15 protein-coding genes are annotated in these 12,742 nt (G+C 70.1%); 4 read left to right on the top strand and 11 right to left on the bottom strand.

The genetic code is table 11. The annotated features are described in order from the left end of the window. Position 1: 1 nt before the first annotated feature. The 5 genes from lpxB to hisI are packed head-to-tail and all read right to left on the bottom strand — an operon-like array spanning position 2 to position 3,933. Complete coding sequence (gene lpxB / locus JTJ31_RS03610; protein WP_207537200.1) at positions 2 to 1,102, bottom strand: lipid-A-disaccharide synthase; 1,101 nt, start codon at positions 1,100 to 1,102, stop codon at positions 2 to 4. Continuing rightward, positions 1,099 to 1,980: a carbon-nitrogen hydrolase family protein gene (locus JTJ31_RS03605; RefSeq protein ID WP_328805656.1), complete on the bottom strand. Its 882-nt coding sequence runs from the start codon at positions 1,978 to 1,980 to the stop codon at positions 1,099 to 1,101. The genes lpxB and JTJ31_RS03605 overlap by 4 nt, the downstream gene beginning before the upstream one ends. Then, entirely contained in the window at positions 1,977 to 2,564 is a 588-nt protein-coding gene (locus JTJ31_RS03600; protein WP_328805655.1) for a GNAT family N-acetyltransferase, read from the bottom strand. The genes JTJ31_RS03605 and JTJ31_RS03600 overlap by 4 nt, the downstream gene beginning before the upstream one ends. Further along, a complete protein-coding gene (locus JTJ31_RS03595; protein ID WP_207537199.1) occupies positions 2,561 to 3,517 on the bottom strand; it encodes a CobW family GTP-binding protein in 957 nt (318 codons plus the stop codon). The genes JTJ31_RS03600 and JTJ31_RS03595 overlap by 4 nt, the downstream gene beginning before the upstream one ends. Beyond that, entirely contained in the window at positions 3,514 to 3,933 is a 420-nt protein-coding gene (hisI, locus tag JTJ31_RS03590; protein ID WP_207537198.1) for a phosphoribosyl-AMP cyclohydrolase, read from the bottom strand. The genes JTJ31_RS03595 and hisI overlap by 4 nt, the downstream gene beginning before the upstream one ends. 23 nt (positions 3,934 to 3,956) lie before the next feature. Here hisI and JTJ31_RS03585 point away from each other — a divergent pair, with 23 nt between their 5' ends. Together JTJ31_RS03585 and wecB are read left to right on the top strand one after the other, a co-directional pair. Further along, on the top strand, positions 3,957 to 4,433 hold the full coding sequence (locus JTJ31_RS03585; protein WP_207537197.1) for a Fur family transcriptional regulator: 477 nt from the start codon (positions 3,957 to 3,959) through the stop codon (positions 4,431 to 4,433). 85 nt (positions 4,434 to 4,518) lie between these two features. Beyond that, positions 4,519 to 5,634: a non-hydrolyzing UDP-N-acetylglucosamine 2-epimerase gene (gene wecB / locus JTJ31_RS03580; protein WP_236019792.1), complete on the top strand. Its 1,116-nt coding sequence runs from the start codon at positions 4,519 to 4,521 to the stop codon at positions 5,632 to 5,634. On the opposite strand, the gene JTJ31_RS03575 is transcribed toward wecB, so the two are convergent. The 6 genes from JTJ31_RS03575 to JTJ31_RS03550 form a co-directional block, all read right to left on the bottom strand. Next, positions 5,624 to 6,382: an NAD kinase gene (locus JTJ31_RS03575; RefSeq protein WP_457852398.1), complete on the bottom strand. Its 759-nt coding sequence runs from the start codon at positions 6,380 to 6,382 to the stop codon at positions 5,624 to 5,626. The genes wecB and JTJ31_RS03575 overlap by 11 nt on opposite strands. Before the next feature lie 2 nt (positions 6,383 to 6,384). After that, positions 6,385 to 7,212 (bottom strand): carbon-nitrogen hydrolase family protein, encoded by an 828-nt coding sequence (locus tag JTJ31_RS03570; protein WP_207537194.1) that lies wholly within the window; start codon positions 7,210 to 7,212, stop codon positions 6,385 to 6,387. 52 nt (positions 7,213 to 7,264) lie between these two features. Continuing rightward, positions 7,265 to 7,627: a hypothetical protein gene (locus tag JTJ31_RS03565; protein ID WP_207537193.1), complete on the bottom strand. Its 363-nt coding sequence runs from the start codon at positions 7,625 to 7,627 to the stop codon at positions 7,265 to 7,267. Further along, complete coding sequence (moaA, locus tag JTJ31_RS03560; protein WP_207537192.1) at positions 7,627 to 8,613, bottom strand: GTP 3',8-cyclase MoaA; 987 nt, start codon at positions 8,611 to 8,613, stop codon at positions 7,627 to 7,629. The genes JTJ31_RS03565 and moaA overlap by 1 nt, the downstream gene beginning before the upstream one ends. Positions 8,614 to 8,686: 73 nt before the next feature. Next, complete coding sequence (locus JTJ31_RS03555; RefSeq protein ID WP_207537191.1) at positions 8,687 to 9,649, bottom strand: Bug family tripartite tricarboxylate transporter substrate binding protein; 963 nt, start codon at positions 9,647 to 9,649, stop codon at positions 8,687 to 8,689. A gap of 31 nt (positions 9,650 to 9,680) precedes the next feature. After that, the gene (locus JTJ31_RS03550; RefSeq protein WP_207537190.1) at positions 9,681 to 10,316 is read right to left on the bottom strand and encodes a phosphorylase family protein; all 636 of its coding nucleotides are present in this window, start codon (positions 10,314 to 10,316) and stop codon (positions 9,681 to 9,683) included. Positions 10,317 to 10,624: 308 nt separating this feature from the next. Between JTJ31_RS03550 and JTJ31_RS03545 the strand changes: the two genes are divergently transcribed. Together JTJ31_RS03545 and JTJ31_RS03540 are read left to right on the top strand one after the other, a co-directional pair. Continuing rightward, entirely contained in the window at positions 10,625 to 11,794 is a 1,170-nt protein-coding gene (locus JTJ31_RS03545; RefSeq protein ID WP_236019791.1) for a CaiB/BaiF CoA transferase family protein, read from the top strand. Then, entirely contained in the window at positions 11,791 to 12,681 is an 891-nt protein-coding gene (locus JTJ31_RS03540; protein WP_207537188.1) for a hydroxymethylglutaryl-CoA lyase, read from the top strand. The genes JTJ31_RS03545 and JTJ31_RS03540 overlap by 4 nt, the downstream gene beginning before the upstream one ends. Positions 12,682 to 12,742 lie beyond the last annotated feature (61 nt).

Here is a 12,742-nt window from a genome sequence, read left to right as displayed (position 1 = left end):
CTCACGATAGCATGCGCAGAACCGCCTCAGCAGCCGCCTCGCTGGGGGTGCCACCGCCTGGTGGCGTCAGCTTCTCCAGCGCGCGATGGAAGCCCCGGCGCTGCCGTGTTGCCTCGGCTCCGCCCTCGATCAGTGGCAGGAGCGCGGCGCGCAGGAGGTTCGGCTCGCAGCGTTCCTGCAGGAACTCGGGCACCACCTCCTCCTCGGCGAGGAGGTTCACGAGGGAGGCGTGGCGCACGCGCATGAGGCGGCGGACGATCGCGGCGGTGACCGGGTTCACGCGATAGGCGACGACATGCGGCAGCCCCGCCACCGCCGCCTCCAGCGAGGAGGTGCCGGACTTGATCAGCCCGGCATGACAAGCGGCCATGGCGTCCGACTTCTCGGCAGGGGTGCGGACATAGCGTGCGCCCCAGGCGGTGGTCTCGGCGCGCACCTCCTCCTCCACCGTGCCGGCCAGGGCGACGACCGGCGTGATGCTAGGCGGCAATGCAGAGCTGAAGACCGGCAGGTGGCGGCGCAACTCGCCGCGCCGGCTGCCCGGCATGACGAGCAGGCCTGGACCTTCCAGCGGGAAGCGCGCAGCGTCGCCATGCGCGGCTTCGCTTTCCAGGATCGGGTGTCCGACAAATTCCACCGGGATGCCGGATTGCTCGAAGAAGGGCGCCTCGAAGGGGAGGAGGGCGAGGATGCGGTCCACCACGCCCACCATCTTCCGCACCCGCCCGGGCCGCCAGGCCCAGACCTGCGGCGCCACATAGTGCACGACCGGGATGCCCAGGGCCTTGGCTCGCCGCGCGAGGCGCAGGGTGAAGCCCGGGCTGTCCACCGTCACCAACAGGGCAGGGCGGTCGCGGCGCAGCGCCTCCTCCGCCTCGCTCATCCGGTGTGCGAGGTTGCGAAGCTGCGGCAGCACCTCCACCAGCCCCATCAGCGCGAGCTCGCGGATGGGGAACAGGCTTTCGACGCCCTGCTCGGCCATGCGCTCCCCGCCGATCCCGGCAAATCGGAGCCCCGGAGCCCGCGTCCGCAGAGCGGCGACGAGGCGTGCGGCGAGGATGTCGCCCGAGGCCTCGCCCGCCGCGATCCAGACGAGGCTCATGCGAATTCGGCCGGGGAGGGGTGGGGCACCGGCGCGCGCGGCCAGTCGCGGTGGTTCCGCACCTGGCCATCCACACGCACCCGCTCCAGCGCCTCGGGGTCGAGTTCGGCAAGGATGAGGCCCGGCTCATCCATCGCCCCTTGAGCCAGGATGCCATCGGCGGGAAAGCCGCGGTCCACCGGACCGAAGATGCCGGCCGCGCCGTGGTTCTCGTCCAGCGCGGCCGAGGCGGCGAAGCCGCCGACCGTGGGCGCAACGGCAACGAAGCATTGGTTCTCCATCGCGCGTGCCCGCGCGCCGATGCGGACGCGGCTGAATCCATGCGCGGTGTCGGTGCAGGAGGGCACGAGGACGAGCCACGCACCTGCCTCGACCTGGGTGCGAACCAGCTTGGGGAACTCCGCATCGTAGCAGATGGCGATCCCGATCCTTCCCCAGGGCGTGTCAAAGACGCGTGGCGGCGCGCCAGCGTCGATCATCCAGCGCTCGGACTCGAAGCGCGTCATCATGCGCTTGTCCTGGAAGGCCATGGTGCCGTCGGGGCGGATCAGCGGTGCGCGGTTCACGACCTTCCCGTGCAGTTCCATCGGCAGGCTGCCGGGGCAGAGCCAGATGCCGGCAGCGCGGGCGGCCGCGCGCATCGCCTCAAGCACGGCGGGCGCGGCCTGCACCATGGCGCGAAGTTCCGTTGCCTCGTCGGCCGCACGGTTGCCCGCCAGGGCGGCGCCCAGCTCCACGCAGGCATATTCCGGCATGACCACCATCTCCGCCCCGGCGTCGCGGGCGCGGCGTGCCCAGTGCTCCAGCTTGACGGCATAGGCGGCGATGTCGGGCAGCGGCTCGACCGGCCAGGCACAGGTGGCGAGGCGCAGCGTCACAGTGACTTGATCCAGAAGGAGAGGCGGTGCGGGATCTCCGCCGTGCCGCCGATTTCGCGCCAGTTGAAGCTGCAGGCGATGTCCGGGTGGTGAGTATAGCCGCGCTTCTTCCAGAACTCGTCCAGCGGCACATAGTCCGCCGGGCGCCGTGGGTCGCTTGCGTCTCGCTCCACGGCGCAGAAAGTGGCGAAGCGCAGCCCCGCCTCTCGCGCCACTTCCTCCCGCCGCGCGAAAAAGGCGACGCCGATCCCCCGGCCGCGATACTCGGGCAGCAGGACGCTTTCGCCAAAATAGGAATGCTCTGCCGGGTCGCGCCCCGCGCGCTCGAAGGCCTCGCGCACGGGGGCGTGGGCTTCGCGCATCGGCTGGCAGGTGGAGGCGCCGACGGCCTCATCCCCGTCCAGCGCGACAATCACCGCCGCGCCCTCGCCCTCGGCGTATTGGCGTAGGTAGTTGGCCTCGTAGCGACCTTCGGCCTTATAGAGATAGGGCCACTCGCGGAACACCGCGCCGCGCAGGTGGCCGAGGCGGGGCAGGTGGCGAAGCAGCGCCTCGCCACGCAGCGTCTCGATGCGCAGCGTCACGCCGCCTCCAGGAAGGCACGCAGCCCCGCTTCCGCCACCTCGGGGTCGAGGCCGCGCAGGATGAGGACGAGGCGCGAGGAGCGGTCATCCCCGTCCGGCCAGGCGGGAAGGCGGCGCGGCGTGTCGAAGAGGTGCCGCACCCCGTGCAGCGCGACCGGTCCTTCCTCGCCTTCCAGGTTCAGCACGGCCTTGAGGCGCAACATGCGCTCGCCCTGCGTCATGGCCATCATCTCCAGCCAGGAGGCGAGGCCCTCCCATCGCAGCGGCTGGTCGAAGCGCAGGCAAAGGGCGCGGATATCCGCGCCGTGCCGGTTCGGATCGTGATGATGGTGTCGGTGATGATGCACATCACCCGGCGACCAGGGCAGGTCGCGGCCCGGACCGGCGGGCGCGAAGATCGCCTCGGCCGGCGCATCGTTTCGGAGGATGGGAGCGACCGGATTGAGGGCGCGCAGCCGCGCCTCCAGCGCCGCCGTGTCGGTCACGAGGTCGGTCTTGGTCAGCACCAGCCGATCCGCCACCGCAACCTGCCGCCGCGCTTCCTCCTGCGCATCCAGCGTCGCCACGCCATGCGCGGCGTCCACCAGCGTCACCAGGGCGTCCAGCGTGAAGTCCCGGCGCAGCAGCGGATCGGACATCAGCGTCTGCAGGATCGGGCCGGGATCGGCGAGGCCCGTTGTCTCGATCACCACGCGATCGAAGGGCCGCCCCGAGGCAGCGAGGTCGCGCAGGGCGCGCGACAGGTCGCCGCGGATGGTGCAGCACAGGCACCCGGCCTGGAGAAGCACCACATCCTCCGCCACCGTCTGGACGAAGAGGTGGTCCAGGCCGATCTCGCCGAACTCATTCACCAGCACAGCGGTGCGCGGCAGGGCGGGCAGGAGCCGGTTCAGTAGCGTGGTCTTGCCCACGCCGAGGAAGCCGGTGAGGAGGGTAACGGGACGGGGGGTCATGCGCCGTACAGGCTTTCGGGGCTGGCCTCCGGCGCCGTGATCTCCGTCAGCACGCCGTCACGCGGCGCGAGGAAGAAGCAGGAGCGACGGCCAGTATGGCAGGCCACGCCATGCTGGTCCACCAGCAGCAGCACCGTGTCGCCGTCGCAGTCGATCCGGAGGTCGAGGACGCGCTGCACCTGGCCCGAGCTTTCCCCCTTGCGCCACAGCTTGTTGCGCGAACGGCTGAAATAGCAGGCCCGTCCCGTTTCCAGAGTCTCCTCCAGCGCCGCGTCGTTCATCCAGGCCATCATCAGCACCTCGCCCGTGTCGTGCTGCTGCGCGATGGCGGGGACGATACCCATGCTGTTGAACCGCACCGAGCGGAGGATGGCGATGCGAAGCGCCGGGTCGGGAATGGGGAGGGCAGGCTTCATCGGAATGGAGTATAACCCGCCGCATGACCGCCGTAGAGACGCCGGAACTCCACGCCGCCCTGGCCGCCGCCGAGGCGCGCTGCGCCAGCCAAGGGGCCACGCTGACCCCGCTTCGCCGCCAGGTCCTTCGCCTCGTGCTGGAAGCGGGACAGCCTGTCGGTGCCTATACGCTGCTGGAGCGCCTGAAGGAGGAACGCGGCCCCGCCGCGCCGCCCACCGTCTATCGTGCCCTGGACTTCCTATTGGAGCAGGGGCTGATACATCGGTTGGAACGTCTGAACGCCTTCCTGCCCTGCATCGGGCCGGAAGAGGCGCCTTGCGGCCATGGCTGCGGCCACGACCACCCGCACCAGTTCCTGATCTGCACGCGCTGCGGCGTCACGGCCGAGATCGCCGATCACGACGTCGCCCATGCCTTGTCGGCAGCGGCGGACCGGCTGGGCTTCCGCCCCAACCGCGCGACGGTCGAGGTGGAAGGAATCTGCGCACGCTGCGCCTGACTCCCTGGTTGCATTTCACAAGAACTGCCAAAGTCGGAAGCAACCGCCGGTTGAGTCCTGGCGTGAGTTTCTGGAGCCATCCTGCTTGCACCTCGCCTGCGTCGTCGGCACTCGCCCGGAGGCGATCAAGCTCTTCCCGGTGATCCAGGCGGCCCGTGCGGCCGGTCATCGCTGCGACATCCTGTCCACTGGTCAGCATCGGGAGATGCTGGATCAGGCGCTGGAGGGGTTCGCGCTGCGGGCGACCCTGGACCTCGGGCTGATGCGGCCGGGACAGGGGCTCTCGGCACTGGCGGCGGGGGTCATGGCAGGGCTCGATCCCTGGCTGGTGGCAGAGCGGCCGGACTGGCTGCTGGTGCAGGGCGACACCACCTCCGCCATGGCGGGCGCGCTGGCCGGCTTCCATGCGCGCATCCCGGTGGCGCATGTGGAGGGCGGGCTGCGCTCCCACGATCTGGACGCCCCCTTCCCGGAGGAGGCGAACCGCGCCGTGATCGGACGCCTTGCCCGGCTGCACCTCGCGCCGACGGAAACCGCGCGGCAGAACCTGCTACGTGAGGGCGTTCCGGGCGGCGCGATCCGCGTCACCGGCAATACCGGGGTGGATGCCCTGCTTGCCGTGGCTTCGGAGGCGCCCGACCCGCCCGTCACGCTGGACCCGGCGCGGCGCCTCGTCCTGGTCACCGCGCACCGACGGGAAAGCCAGGCGGCGGGGCTGCAACGCCTCGCACGAGCAATGGCGCGCCTCGCTTCGAGGCCGGACGTGCAGATGGTGGTGCCGCTACACCGCAACCCGCTGGCGGCCAAGCCGCTGGCCGAGGCGCTGGCGGACTGCCGCAGCGTCACGCTGCTGCCGCCACAGAATTACCGCGCCTTCGTTGCCCTGCTGTGCCGCGCTGCCCTGGTCATCACCGACAGCGGCGGGGTGCAGGAGGAGGCCGCGACGCTCGGCGTCCCCGTATTAGTGGCGCGCGAGGAAACCGACCGGCCTGAGGCGATGGATGCGGGCACGACGCTCCTCGTCGGCACGGGGGAGGCAGGGCTGCTCGCCGCTGCGCATCGCGTGCTGGATGCCCCGCCGAAGCCGCCGCGCCCCAGCCTCGCCTTCGGGGACGGGCGCGACGCGCCGCGGATCCTGGCAGCGCTGGAGTCAGCCCGGCCGGTTGAGGCGCGGCTCCCGGCGATGGCCGTCAGACCGTGAACTGCTCCGCGATGATACGCTCGGACAGGGAATGGTCCGGGTCGAAGAGCATGGTCATGGACAGGCTGCGATCCTCGCGGATCTCGACCCGGCGGACATCGCGCACCTCCGTGTAGTCGGCGGTCGCGGAGACCGGTCGCTTCTGCGCCTCCAGCACCTCGATCTCCACCCGCGCCTCCGAGGGCAGCAGCGCCCCGCGCCAGCGCCGCGGCCGGAAGGCGGAAATCGGGGTGAGGGGCAGGAGGTTCGCGTCCAGCGGCACGATCGGCCCGTGGGCCGAGAGGTTATAGGCGGTGGACCCGGCTGGGGTGGCGAGCAGGATGCCGTCGCAGGTCAGTTCCGGGAGGCGTTCCTTGCCATCGACCATGATGCGCAGCTTGGCCGCCTGCCGGGTTTCGCGCAGCAGCGACACCTCGTTGATCGCCAGCGCTGCATGGGTCTTGTCCGCCGTGTGGGCGCGCATTCGCAGCGGGTGCAGCGTCGCTTCCAGCGCCACCGCGAGGCGCGCCGGCAGATCCTCCTCCCGGTAGCTGTTCATCAGGAAGCCGACCGAACCCCGGTTCATGCCGTAGATTGGCGTGTTCCGTCCCAGGAAACGGTGCTGCACCTCCAGCATGAAGCCATCGCCGCCCAGCGCCACCACGAAATCCGCCTGGGCCGGCGGCGCGTCGCCGTAGAGACCGGCGAGGCGGGCCCGCGCGGCCTGTGCCGCCTCGCCCTGCGATGCCAGGAAGGCGATGGCGGCCAAGGTCAGGCCAGCTTCCGGTGCTCGAGCACGGGCATGTCGCGCCGTACCCGTTCGGTCACGGCGCGGTCCAGCCGCGCCGTCGCCCATCCCGTTCCGTCCGAGCAGCGCGCGACCACGTGGCCCCACGGGTCGGCGATCAGGGAGTGGCCATAGACCTGTCGCATCGCGCCGCGCTCCTCGTAGCTGCCCCAGGAGGCGGCGGCGATGAACCAGCATTGTGCCTCGATGGCGCGGGCGCGCAGCAGCACCTCCCAGTGGTCCTTGCCGGTCATCAGGGTGAAGTTGGACGGGACGAAGATTGCCTCTGCCCCCGCGCGGCGCAGGGCGAGATACATTTCCGGGAAGCGGATATCGTAGCAGATGGAGCAGCCGAAGCGCGTGCCATCCGCCTCGAAGGTCACGATCTCCGAGCCGCCGCCATAGAGAGCACTCTCGCGGTAGCCGGTGCCGTCGGGCCCGGTGATGTCGAAGAGGTGGATCTTGCGGTAGCGCGCCACCTCGCGCCCCTCCGGGTCGAAGACGAGGGTGGTGTTGTGCAGCTTCTCCGCGCCCTGCTCCACGATGCTGCCGCCATGGACAAAGATGCCGGCGCCGCGCGCCATCTCGCGCATCGCCTCATAGGCCGGGCCACCGGTGCCGCCCGGTTCCGGCAAGGTCTCGGCCGCGGCCACGCGCGCGTCGCGCCCGCCGCCCAGATTGGTCCAGGTCTCGGGCAGGGACACCATGTGCGGCCGGTCGGCCTCCACCGCCGCGGCGACGAGGCGCCGCGCCTGGGCGAGGTTGGCCGCCTTGTCGCTGCCCTGGTTCATCTGGATCACGGAGACGCGCATGGGCTGATTGAGCCACAGCGCCGGAGGCCCGGCTAGAGCCGGAAGCTTCGGTTCAGCGTGGCTTCGGCCAGGTGATACGCGGCTCGGACCGGCCGCGTGGCGGCAGGGTGGGATGGGCGCGCGGCGCGATCGGGTCCTCTGGACGCAATGGTCCGGCGTCGAGCATGGTCTCCTCCGGGGCGGACCACTCCCGCACTGAGCGCCCTTCGGAGAGCCTTACCGCGAGGCCGCGGATCTCGGCGCGCAGCTCATCCAGCTGCGCCTCGATGGCATCGAGGCGTCCCTTCACCCCAAAGACCGAGAAGGGCATGAAAAGGAGGCAGAGCCCCAGCCCCAGCAGAATCACCAGCAGGGCGAGGCCCGTCCATTCCGGCATGCCCGGCAGGGTCAGCCGTTCGGAAAGCTGGTTCAGCATCAGCCGCCGGTCACGCTCATGTGGCGGGCCAGGGCCGGGTCACGCGCGCGTTCGATCACGAAGTCGTGTCCCTTAGGCTTGCGGGCGATGGCGTCCCGGATGGCCTGCTTCAGCCCATCCTCGCCCAGTTCCGGGTCGCGCAACGGGGCGCGGAGGTCGGCCGCGTCCTCCTGGCCGAGGCACATGTACAGCGTGCCGGTGCAGGTCAGGCGGACGCGATTGCAGCTCTCGCAGAAATTGTGGGTCAGCGGCGTGATGAGGCCGAGCCGCGTGCCGGTCTCAGCCACGTCGTAGTAGCGGGCGGGGCCACCCGTGGTGAAGGATGTCGGGTTCAGCGTCCAGCGCTGCGCCAGTTGCCGCTTCACCGTGGAGAGCGGCAGGAACTGGTCGGCTCGGTCGCCCGTGATCTCGCCGAGCGGCATGGTTTCGATCAGGCACAGGTCGAAGCCATGCTCGCCGCACCAGGAGAGCATCCGGTCGAACTCGTCCTCGTTCACGCCCTTGAGCGCGACGGCATTGATCTTGACGTGCAGCCCCGCCGCCTTCGCGGCGTAGATCCCGTCCAGTACCTTGGCGATGTCGCCCCAGCGCGTCGCCTCCTTGAACCGGGCCGCGTCCAGCGTGTCGAGCGAGACGTTGACGCGCCGCACGCCGGCGCGGAACAGCCCCTCGGCGTGTTTTGCCAGCTGGGTGCCGTTGGTGGTGAGCGTCAGCTCGTCCAGCCCATGCCCGATGCGCGCGCCGAGGCTGTCGATCAGCGACATCACATTCCGGCGCACCAGCGGCTCGCCGCCCGTCAGGCGCAGCTTGCGGACGCCCATCGAGACGAAGGCACCGCAGAGCCGGTCCAGCTCCTCCAGGGACAGGACCTCGCTCTTGGGGAGGAAGGTCATGTCCTCGGCCATGCAGTAGACGCAGCGAAGGTCGCACCGGTCGGTGACCGAGACGCGGAGGTAAGTGACGCTGCGGCCGAATGGGTCAATCATGAGGGGCGCTCCAGCTTACCATGTGGGGCCGGAACAGGGCTTCCCGCAAGGGTCATGAGCGCCCCAGGTCGGCTTACTCCGGCTCGATTCCGGCGGCGCGGATGGCGTTGGTCCACTTCGCCGTCTCGGCGCGGGTGAATTCGCGAGCCTCCTCCGGGGTGGAGGCGCGGACCTGCATCCCGAAGCCACTGCCCAGGCGCTCGCGCAGAGTGGCGTCGGCGGCGGCGTGGCGCACGGCGGCGTTCAGCCGCTCGATGGCGCGAGCCGGGGTGCCAGCCGGCACGCAGAGCACGAACCAAGCGAAAAGCTCGTAGTCGGGCAGGCCTTGCTCCGCGACCGGGGCCACGTCGGGCAACTGCGCGGAGCGCTGGCGCGTGGTCACTGCGAGCGGGCGCAGCTGCCCGCCCTGGACGCCCGGCAGGATCACCGCCTGATCGGCCACGAACACGTCCACCCGGCCCGAGATCAGGTCCTGCACCGCATTGGGCGAGGACCGATAGGGCACGTGAAGCATCTTCACCCCAGCCATCGAGGCCAGCATTTCCGAAGCGACGCGCTGTGAGGCGGAGGCGGAGGCGAAGGTGACGGCATCCGGCCGCGCCCGCGCCGCGTCCAGGAGTTCGCGGAGGGTCCGGTACCGGGAATTGGCCGCCACGGCGACCAGCAGTGGCACCGAGCAGAGGGTGGAGACAGGGATGAAGTCCCGTTCCATGTCGAAGGGCACGCGGCGGAAAAGGGCATTGGCGGCGGCATTGGTCGAGTTGGTGCCGAACAGCACGGTCTGCCCGTCCGGCGTGGCGCGCGCGACGGCCTCGGCGCCGATCAGCCCGTTTGCGCCGGCGCGGTTTTCGATGACGACGGGCTGGCCCAGCACGTCGCGCATCCGCTCACCGAACAGCCGCGCCACGGTGTCCGTCGCGCTGCCCGCGGCAAAGGGAACGATGCCGCGCACCGGCCCGGTCGGCCATTCCTGGGCGAAAGCAGGTGTGACGAAGGCAGCGGCAGGCAGAGCGGACAGGATCTGGCGGCGATTCATTGCGTGTAACCCCTGGCGTAGTGCCATTTGGTTACGCGGTGAGCGCCCTCGCCGCAAGGCGCAGACGCGCCATGGCCGAGCGGCTGTGCCGGGCGATGCGAAGGAGTTGTGGGAGGTCGCCGGGGCGACGCAGCAGCGACAGCAGGACCCGTCCGGGCGCGACTTCGCCCTCCGCCGTCATCCCGGCCAGGGCCGAAGGGGGCACCGCCGCGTCTGCCGGATCGCCCACTGCGCGCAGCGCAGCGAAAGGGATGCCGTGGCGCATGGCGTGGCGCAAAGCGATGGCGGACTCCATGTCCACTGCCGCCGCGCCGCTTTCCGCATGCAGCGTCGCCTTGGCTTCGCGCGTGACGACGGCTTCGGCGCTGCCGGCCAGAAGGGCAGGGAGGGCACCCGTTGCCTGTGCCAAGCGCAGCGACCAGCCTGCATCGGCTTGCCCAACCCCCCAGAGGCCTGCCCCGATCAGAAGCGTGCCCGGGGCCAGGGCCGGGTCCAGCCCGCCGGCCAGCCCGAAGGACAGGACTGCTTTCGGCGCCTCTTGCTCCAGCGCCGCGCGCAGACGCGCGGCGTCGCCGCCGACATGGATCGCCCTCAGATTGGGAAGCAGCGCCGCCTCGGCACGCAGCCCGCAGACCAAGAGGCAGCCCGGGGGCAGGAGGGGTGGCATGGCCGCGGAATAATGGGATGGCTGGAATGGCGGAAGGCGTGCTCCCGAGGCCCGGACAAAAAAAGGAGGGGTGGGCACGGGGGGGCGCCCACCCCCCTTAAGTTAGGTGTCACCCGGAGCCAAGACGGCTCACAGGAGCACATCCGGGAGAGACAAGGGAGAGTCGGGGGGGACTGCTCCCGTGCATCCCATCAATGCCGTTTCACCCGAGTCGGTTGCGGAAAGCTGTGGAAAAATCATGGAACGGGTTTCCATTCGCACAGGGCAGGCTATCAAGGCAGGTTCATGTATCGGGAGGGAGCCGGTCCTTGCTGCCGCTGGAAGGTTTAAAGGTCGTCGAGCTGGGTCACTACATCGCCGCGCCCTTCTGCACCCGTCTCCTCGCTGACCTGGGCGCCGAGGTCATCAAGGTCGAGCCGCCCGGCGGTGATCCGTTCCGCGGCTGGGGCGCTCAGAAGGACGGGCATTCGGTATGGTTCTCCGTCCATGGGCGCAACAAGCTGTCCGTCACGCTCGATCTCAAGAGCGACGAAGGGAAGCGGCGGGTGAAGGCGCTCTGCGCCCGTGCCGACGCGGTGGTGGAGAATTTCCGCCCTGGCTACCTGGAGCGCATCGGACTGGGGCCCGCGGATCTGCAGTCGGAGAATCCCGGCCTCGTGATCGCCCGCATCTCCGGCTACGGGCAGGACGGGCCGTATCGCGACAAGCCGGCCTTCGGTGCAATCGGCGAGGCGATGGGCGGGCTGCGCCACCTCACCGCCAATCCGGGGCAGCATGAATATCCGCCGCCGCGCTGCGGTGTCTCGATCAGCGATGACCTTGCAGGGATGTATGCGGCGCTGGCGCTGGTGTCCGCCTGCTGGGGACGGGACCGCAATGGCCAGAAGGGGCGCGTGCTCGACCTGGACCTCGTCTCCTCCGTCTTTTCGCTGATGGAGGGAATGCTCACCGAGCACGGGTTGTTCGGCTGGGTCCGCCAGCCTCAGGGCGCGGCCATCGCCACGGCGGCGCCCACCAACACCTATCCCTGTGCCGACGGGAAGTGGCTGTGCATCGCCGGCAACAGCGATCTGATCTTCGGGCGCCTGATGACGATGATCGGCCGCCCCGACCTGCGCGACGATCCTCGCATGGCGACGAATGGGGGGCGCTGCGCCCACGTGGAAGAACTCGACGCTGCCATTGCCGCCTGGACCCGCACCCTCCCGGCAGCCGAGGCGCAGGACATGCTGGAGGGCGCGGAAGTTCCCTGTTCCCGCCTCTACGACATCAAGGATTGCGCCGAGGACCCGCATTTCCAGGCACGCCGCCTCGTCGCCCGCGTCCAGGACCCGCTCCTCGGCGAGGTGCTTCACCCCGCGCCGCCCTTCCGCATGGATGGCGCCGGACCTGAGGAGATGATCCGCTGGACGGGCCGCGCGGCCGGGGCGGACAATGACCGCGTGTTCCACGGCATTCTGGGGGAGCCCCGCCCATGATCCAGCTTTCAGAGGTTTCCCCTCGCGACGGGCTGCAACCCATCAAGGGATGGGTGCCGACCGAGACCAAGATCGCCCTGGTCCGGGCGCTGCATGCGGCGGGCATCCGGCGCATGGAGGTCGGCTCCTTCGTCTCGCCCAAGGCGATCCCGCAGATGGCCGATACGGGAGAGGTGCTGGCGGCGGCGCGGGAGTTGCCCGGCCTTGAATGCACCGTGCTGGTGCCGAACCGGCGCGGCTTCGATGCGGCGGTGCAGGCGGGCGCGCATCGCCTGGGCTTCTTCATGAGCGTGACGGAGAGCCACAACCGCGCCAACCTCAACCGCTCGCGCATGGACAGCTTCGCCGAGCTTTCCTCCCTGCTGCGCGAAGTGCCGCCGGGCGTGAAGGTGCGCTTCAACCTGTCCTGCGCCTTCCACTGCCCCTTCGAGGGCGTGGTGCCCGAGGAAGATGCGCTGGACTGGGTGGAGCGCGTGCAGGCGCTGTCGCCGGACATCGAAGTCAGCATCTGCGACACGACCGGCAATGCTGCCCCGGACCAGGTGCGGCGTGTCTTCGAACACGCGATCAACTCCTGGGGCAACCGCTTCGCCTTCCACGGCCATGACACCTACGGCATGGGCGTCCTGAACAACCTCGCCGCCTATGAGGCTGGATGCCGGGTCTTCGATGCAGGTTCGGGCGGCATCGGCGGCTGCCCTTACGCGCCTGGCGCCACCGGCAACACGGCGATGGAGGATCTGGCCTGGGTGTTCCGCCGCATGGGGGTGGAGACCGGGCTGGACTGGGCGAAGCTGCTCGATGCGGCGGACCTTGCCGCCTCCATTCCCGGCGCGCTGCCGGGCGGGCGGGTGCGCGGCGTCCCGGCGGCGCGACAAGCCGCCTGACAATCAGGTTGCGGGGAAACCCGCGCTGGGCTTTGCTTCCTCCCAACACGCCGGCACCGCA

The sequence above is a fragment of the Sabulicella rubraurantiaca genome (genome assembly GCF_017355885.1).
Lineage (GTDB): Bacteria > Pseudomonadota > Alphaproteobacteria > Acetobacterales > Acetobacteraceae > Roseococcus > Roseococcus rubraurantiacus.
Note: the sequence above shows the minus strand (reverse complement) of the source record. Positions and strands in the feature narration are given on the sequence as shown.

Coding starts and splice junctions, on each gene's coding strand:
- lpxB (WP_207537200.1), bottom strand. CDS start 1,102: ATGAGCCTCGTCTGGATCGCGGCGGGCGAGGCCTCGGGCGACATCCTC.
- JTJ31_RS03595 (WP_207537199.1), bottom strand. CDS start 3,517: ATGACCCCCCGTCCCGTTACCCTCCTCACCGGCTTCCTCGGCGTGGGC.
- hisI (WP_207537198.1), bottom strand. CDS start 3,933: ATGAAGCCTGCCCTCCCCATTCCCGACCCGGCGCTTCGCATCGCCATC.
- JTJ31_RS03585 (WP_207537197.1), top strand. CDS start 3,957: ATGACCGCCGTAGAGACGCCGGAACTCCACGCCGCCCTGGCCGCCGCC.
- JTJ31_RS03570 (WP_207537194.1), bottom strand. CDS start 7,212: ATGCGCGTCTCCGTGATCCAGATGAACCAGGGCAGCGACAAGGCGGCC.
- JTJ31_RS03565 (WP_207537193.1), bottom strand. CDS start 7,627: ATGCTGAACCAGCTTTCCGAACGGCTGACCCTGCCGGGCATGCCGGAA.
- moaA (WP_207537192.1), bottom strand. CDS start 8,613: ATGATTGACCCATTCGGCCGCAGCGTCACTTACCTCCGCGTCTCGGTC.
- JTJ31_RS03555 (WP_207537191.1), bottom strand. CDS start 9,649: ATGAATCGCCGCCAGATCCTGTCCGCTCTGCCTGCCGCTGCCTTCGTC.
- JTJ31_RS03550 (WP_207537190.1), bottom strand. CDS start 10,316: ATGCCACCCCTCCTGCCCCCGGGCTGCCTCTTGGTCTGCGGGCTGCGT.
- JTJ31_RS03540 (WP_207537188.1), top strand. CDS start 11,791: ATGATCCAGCTTTCAGAGGTTTCCCCTCGCGACGGGCTGCAACCCATC.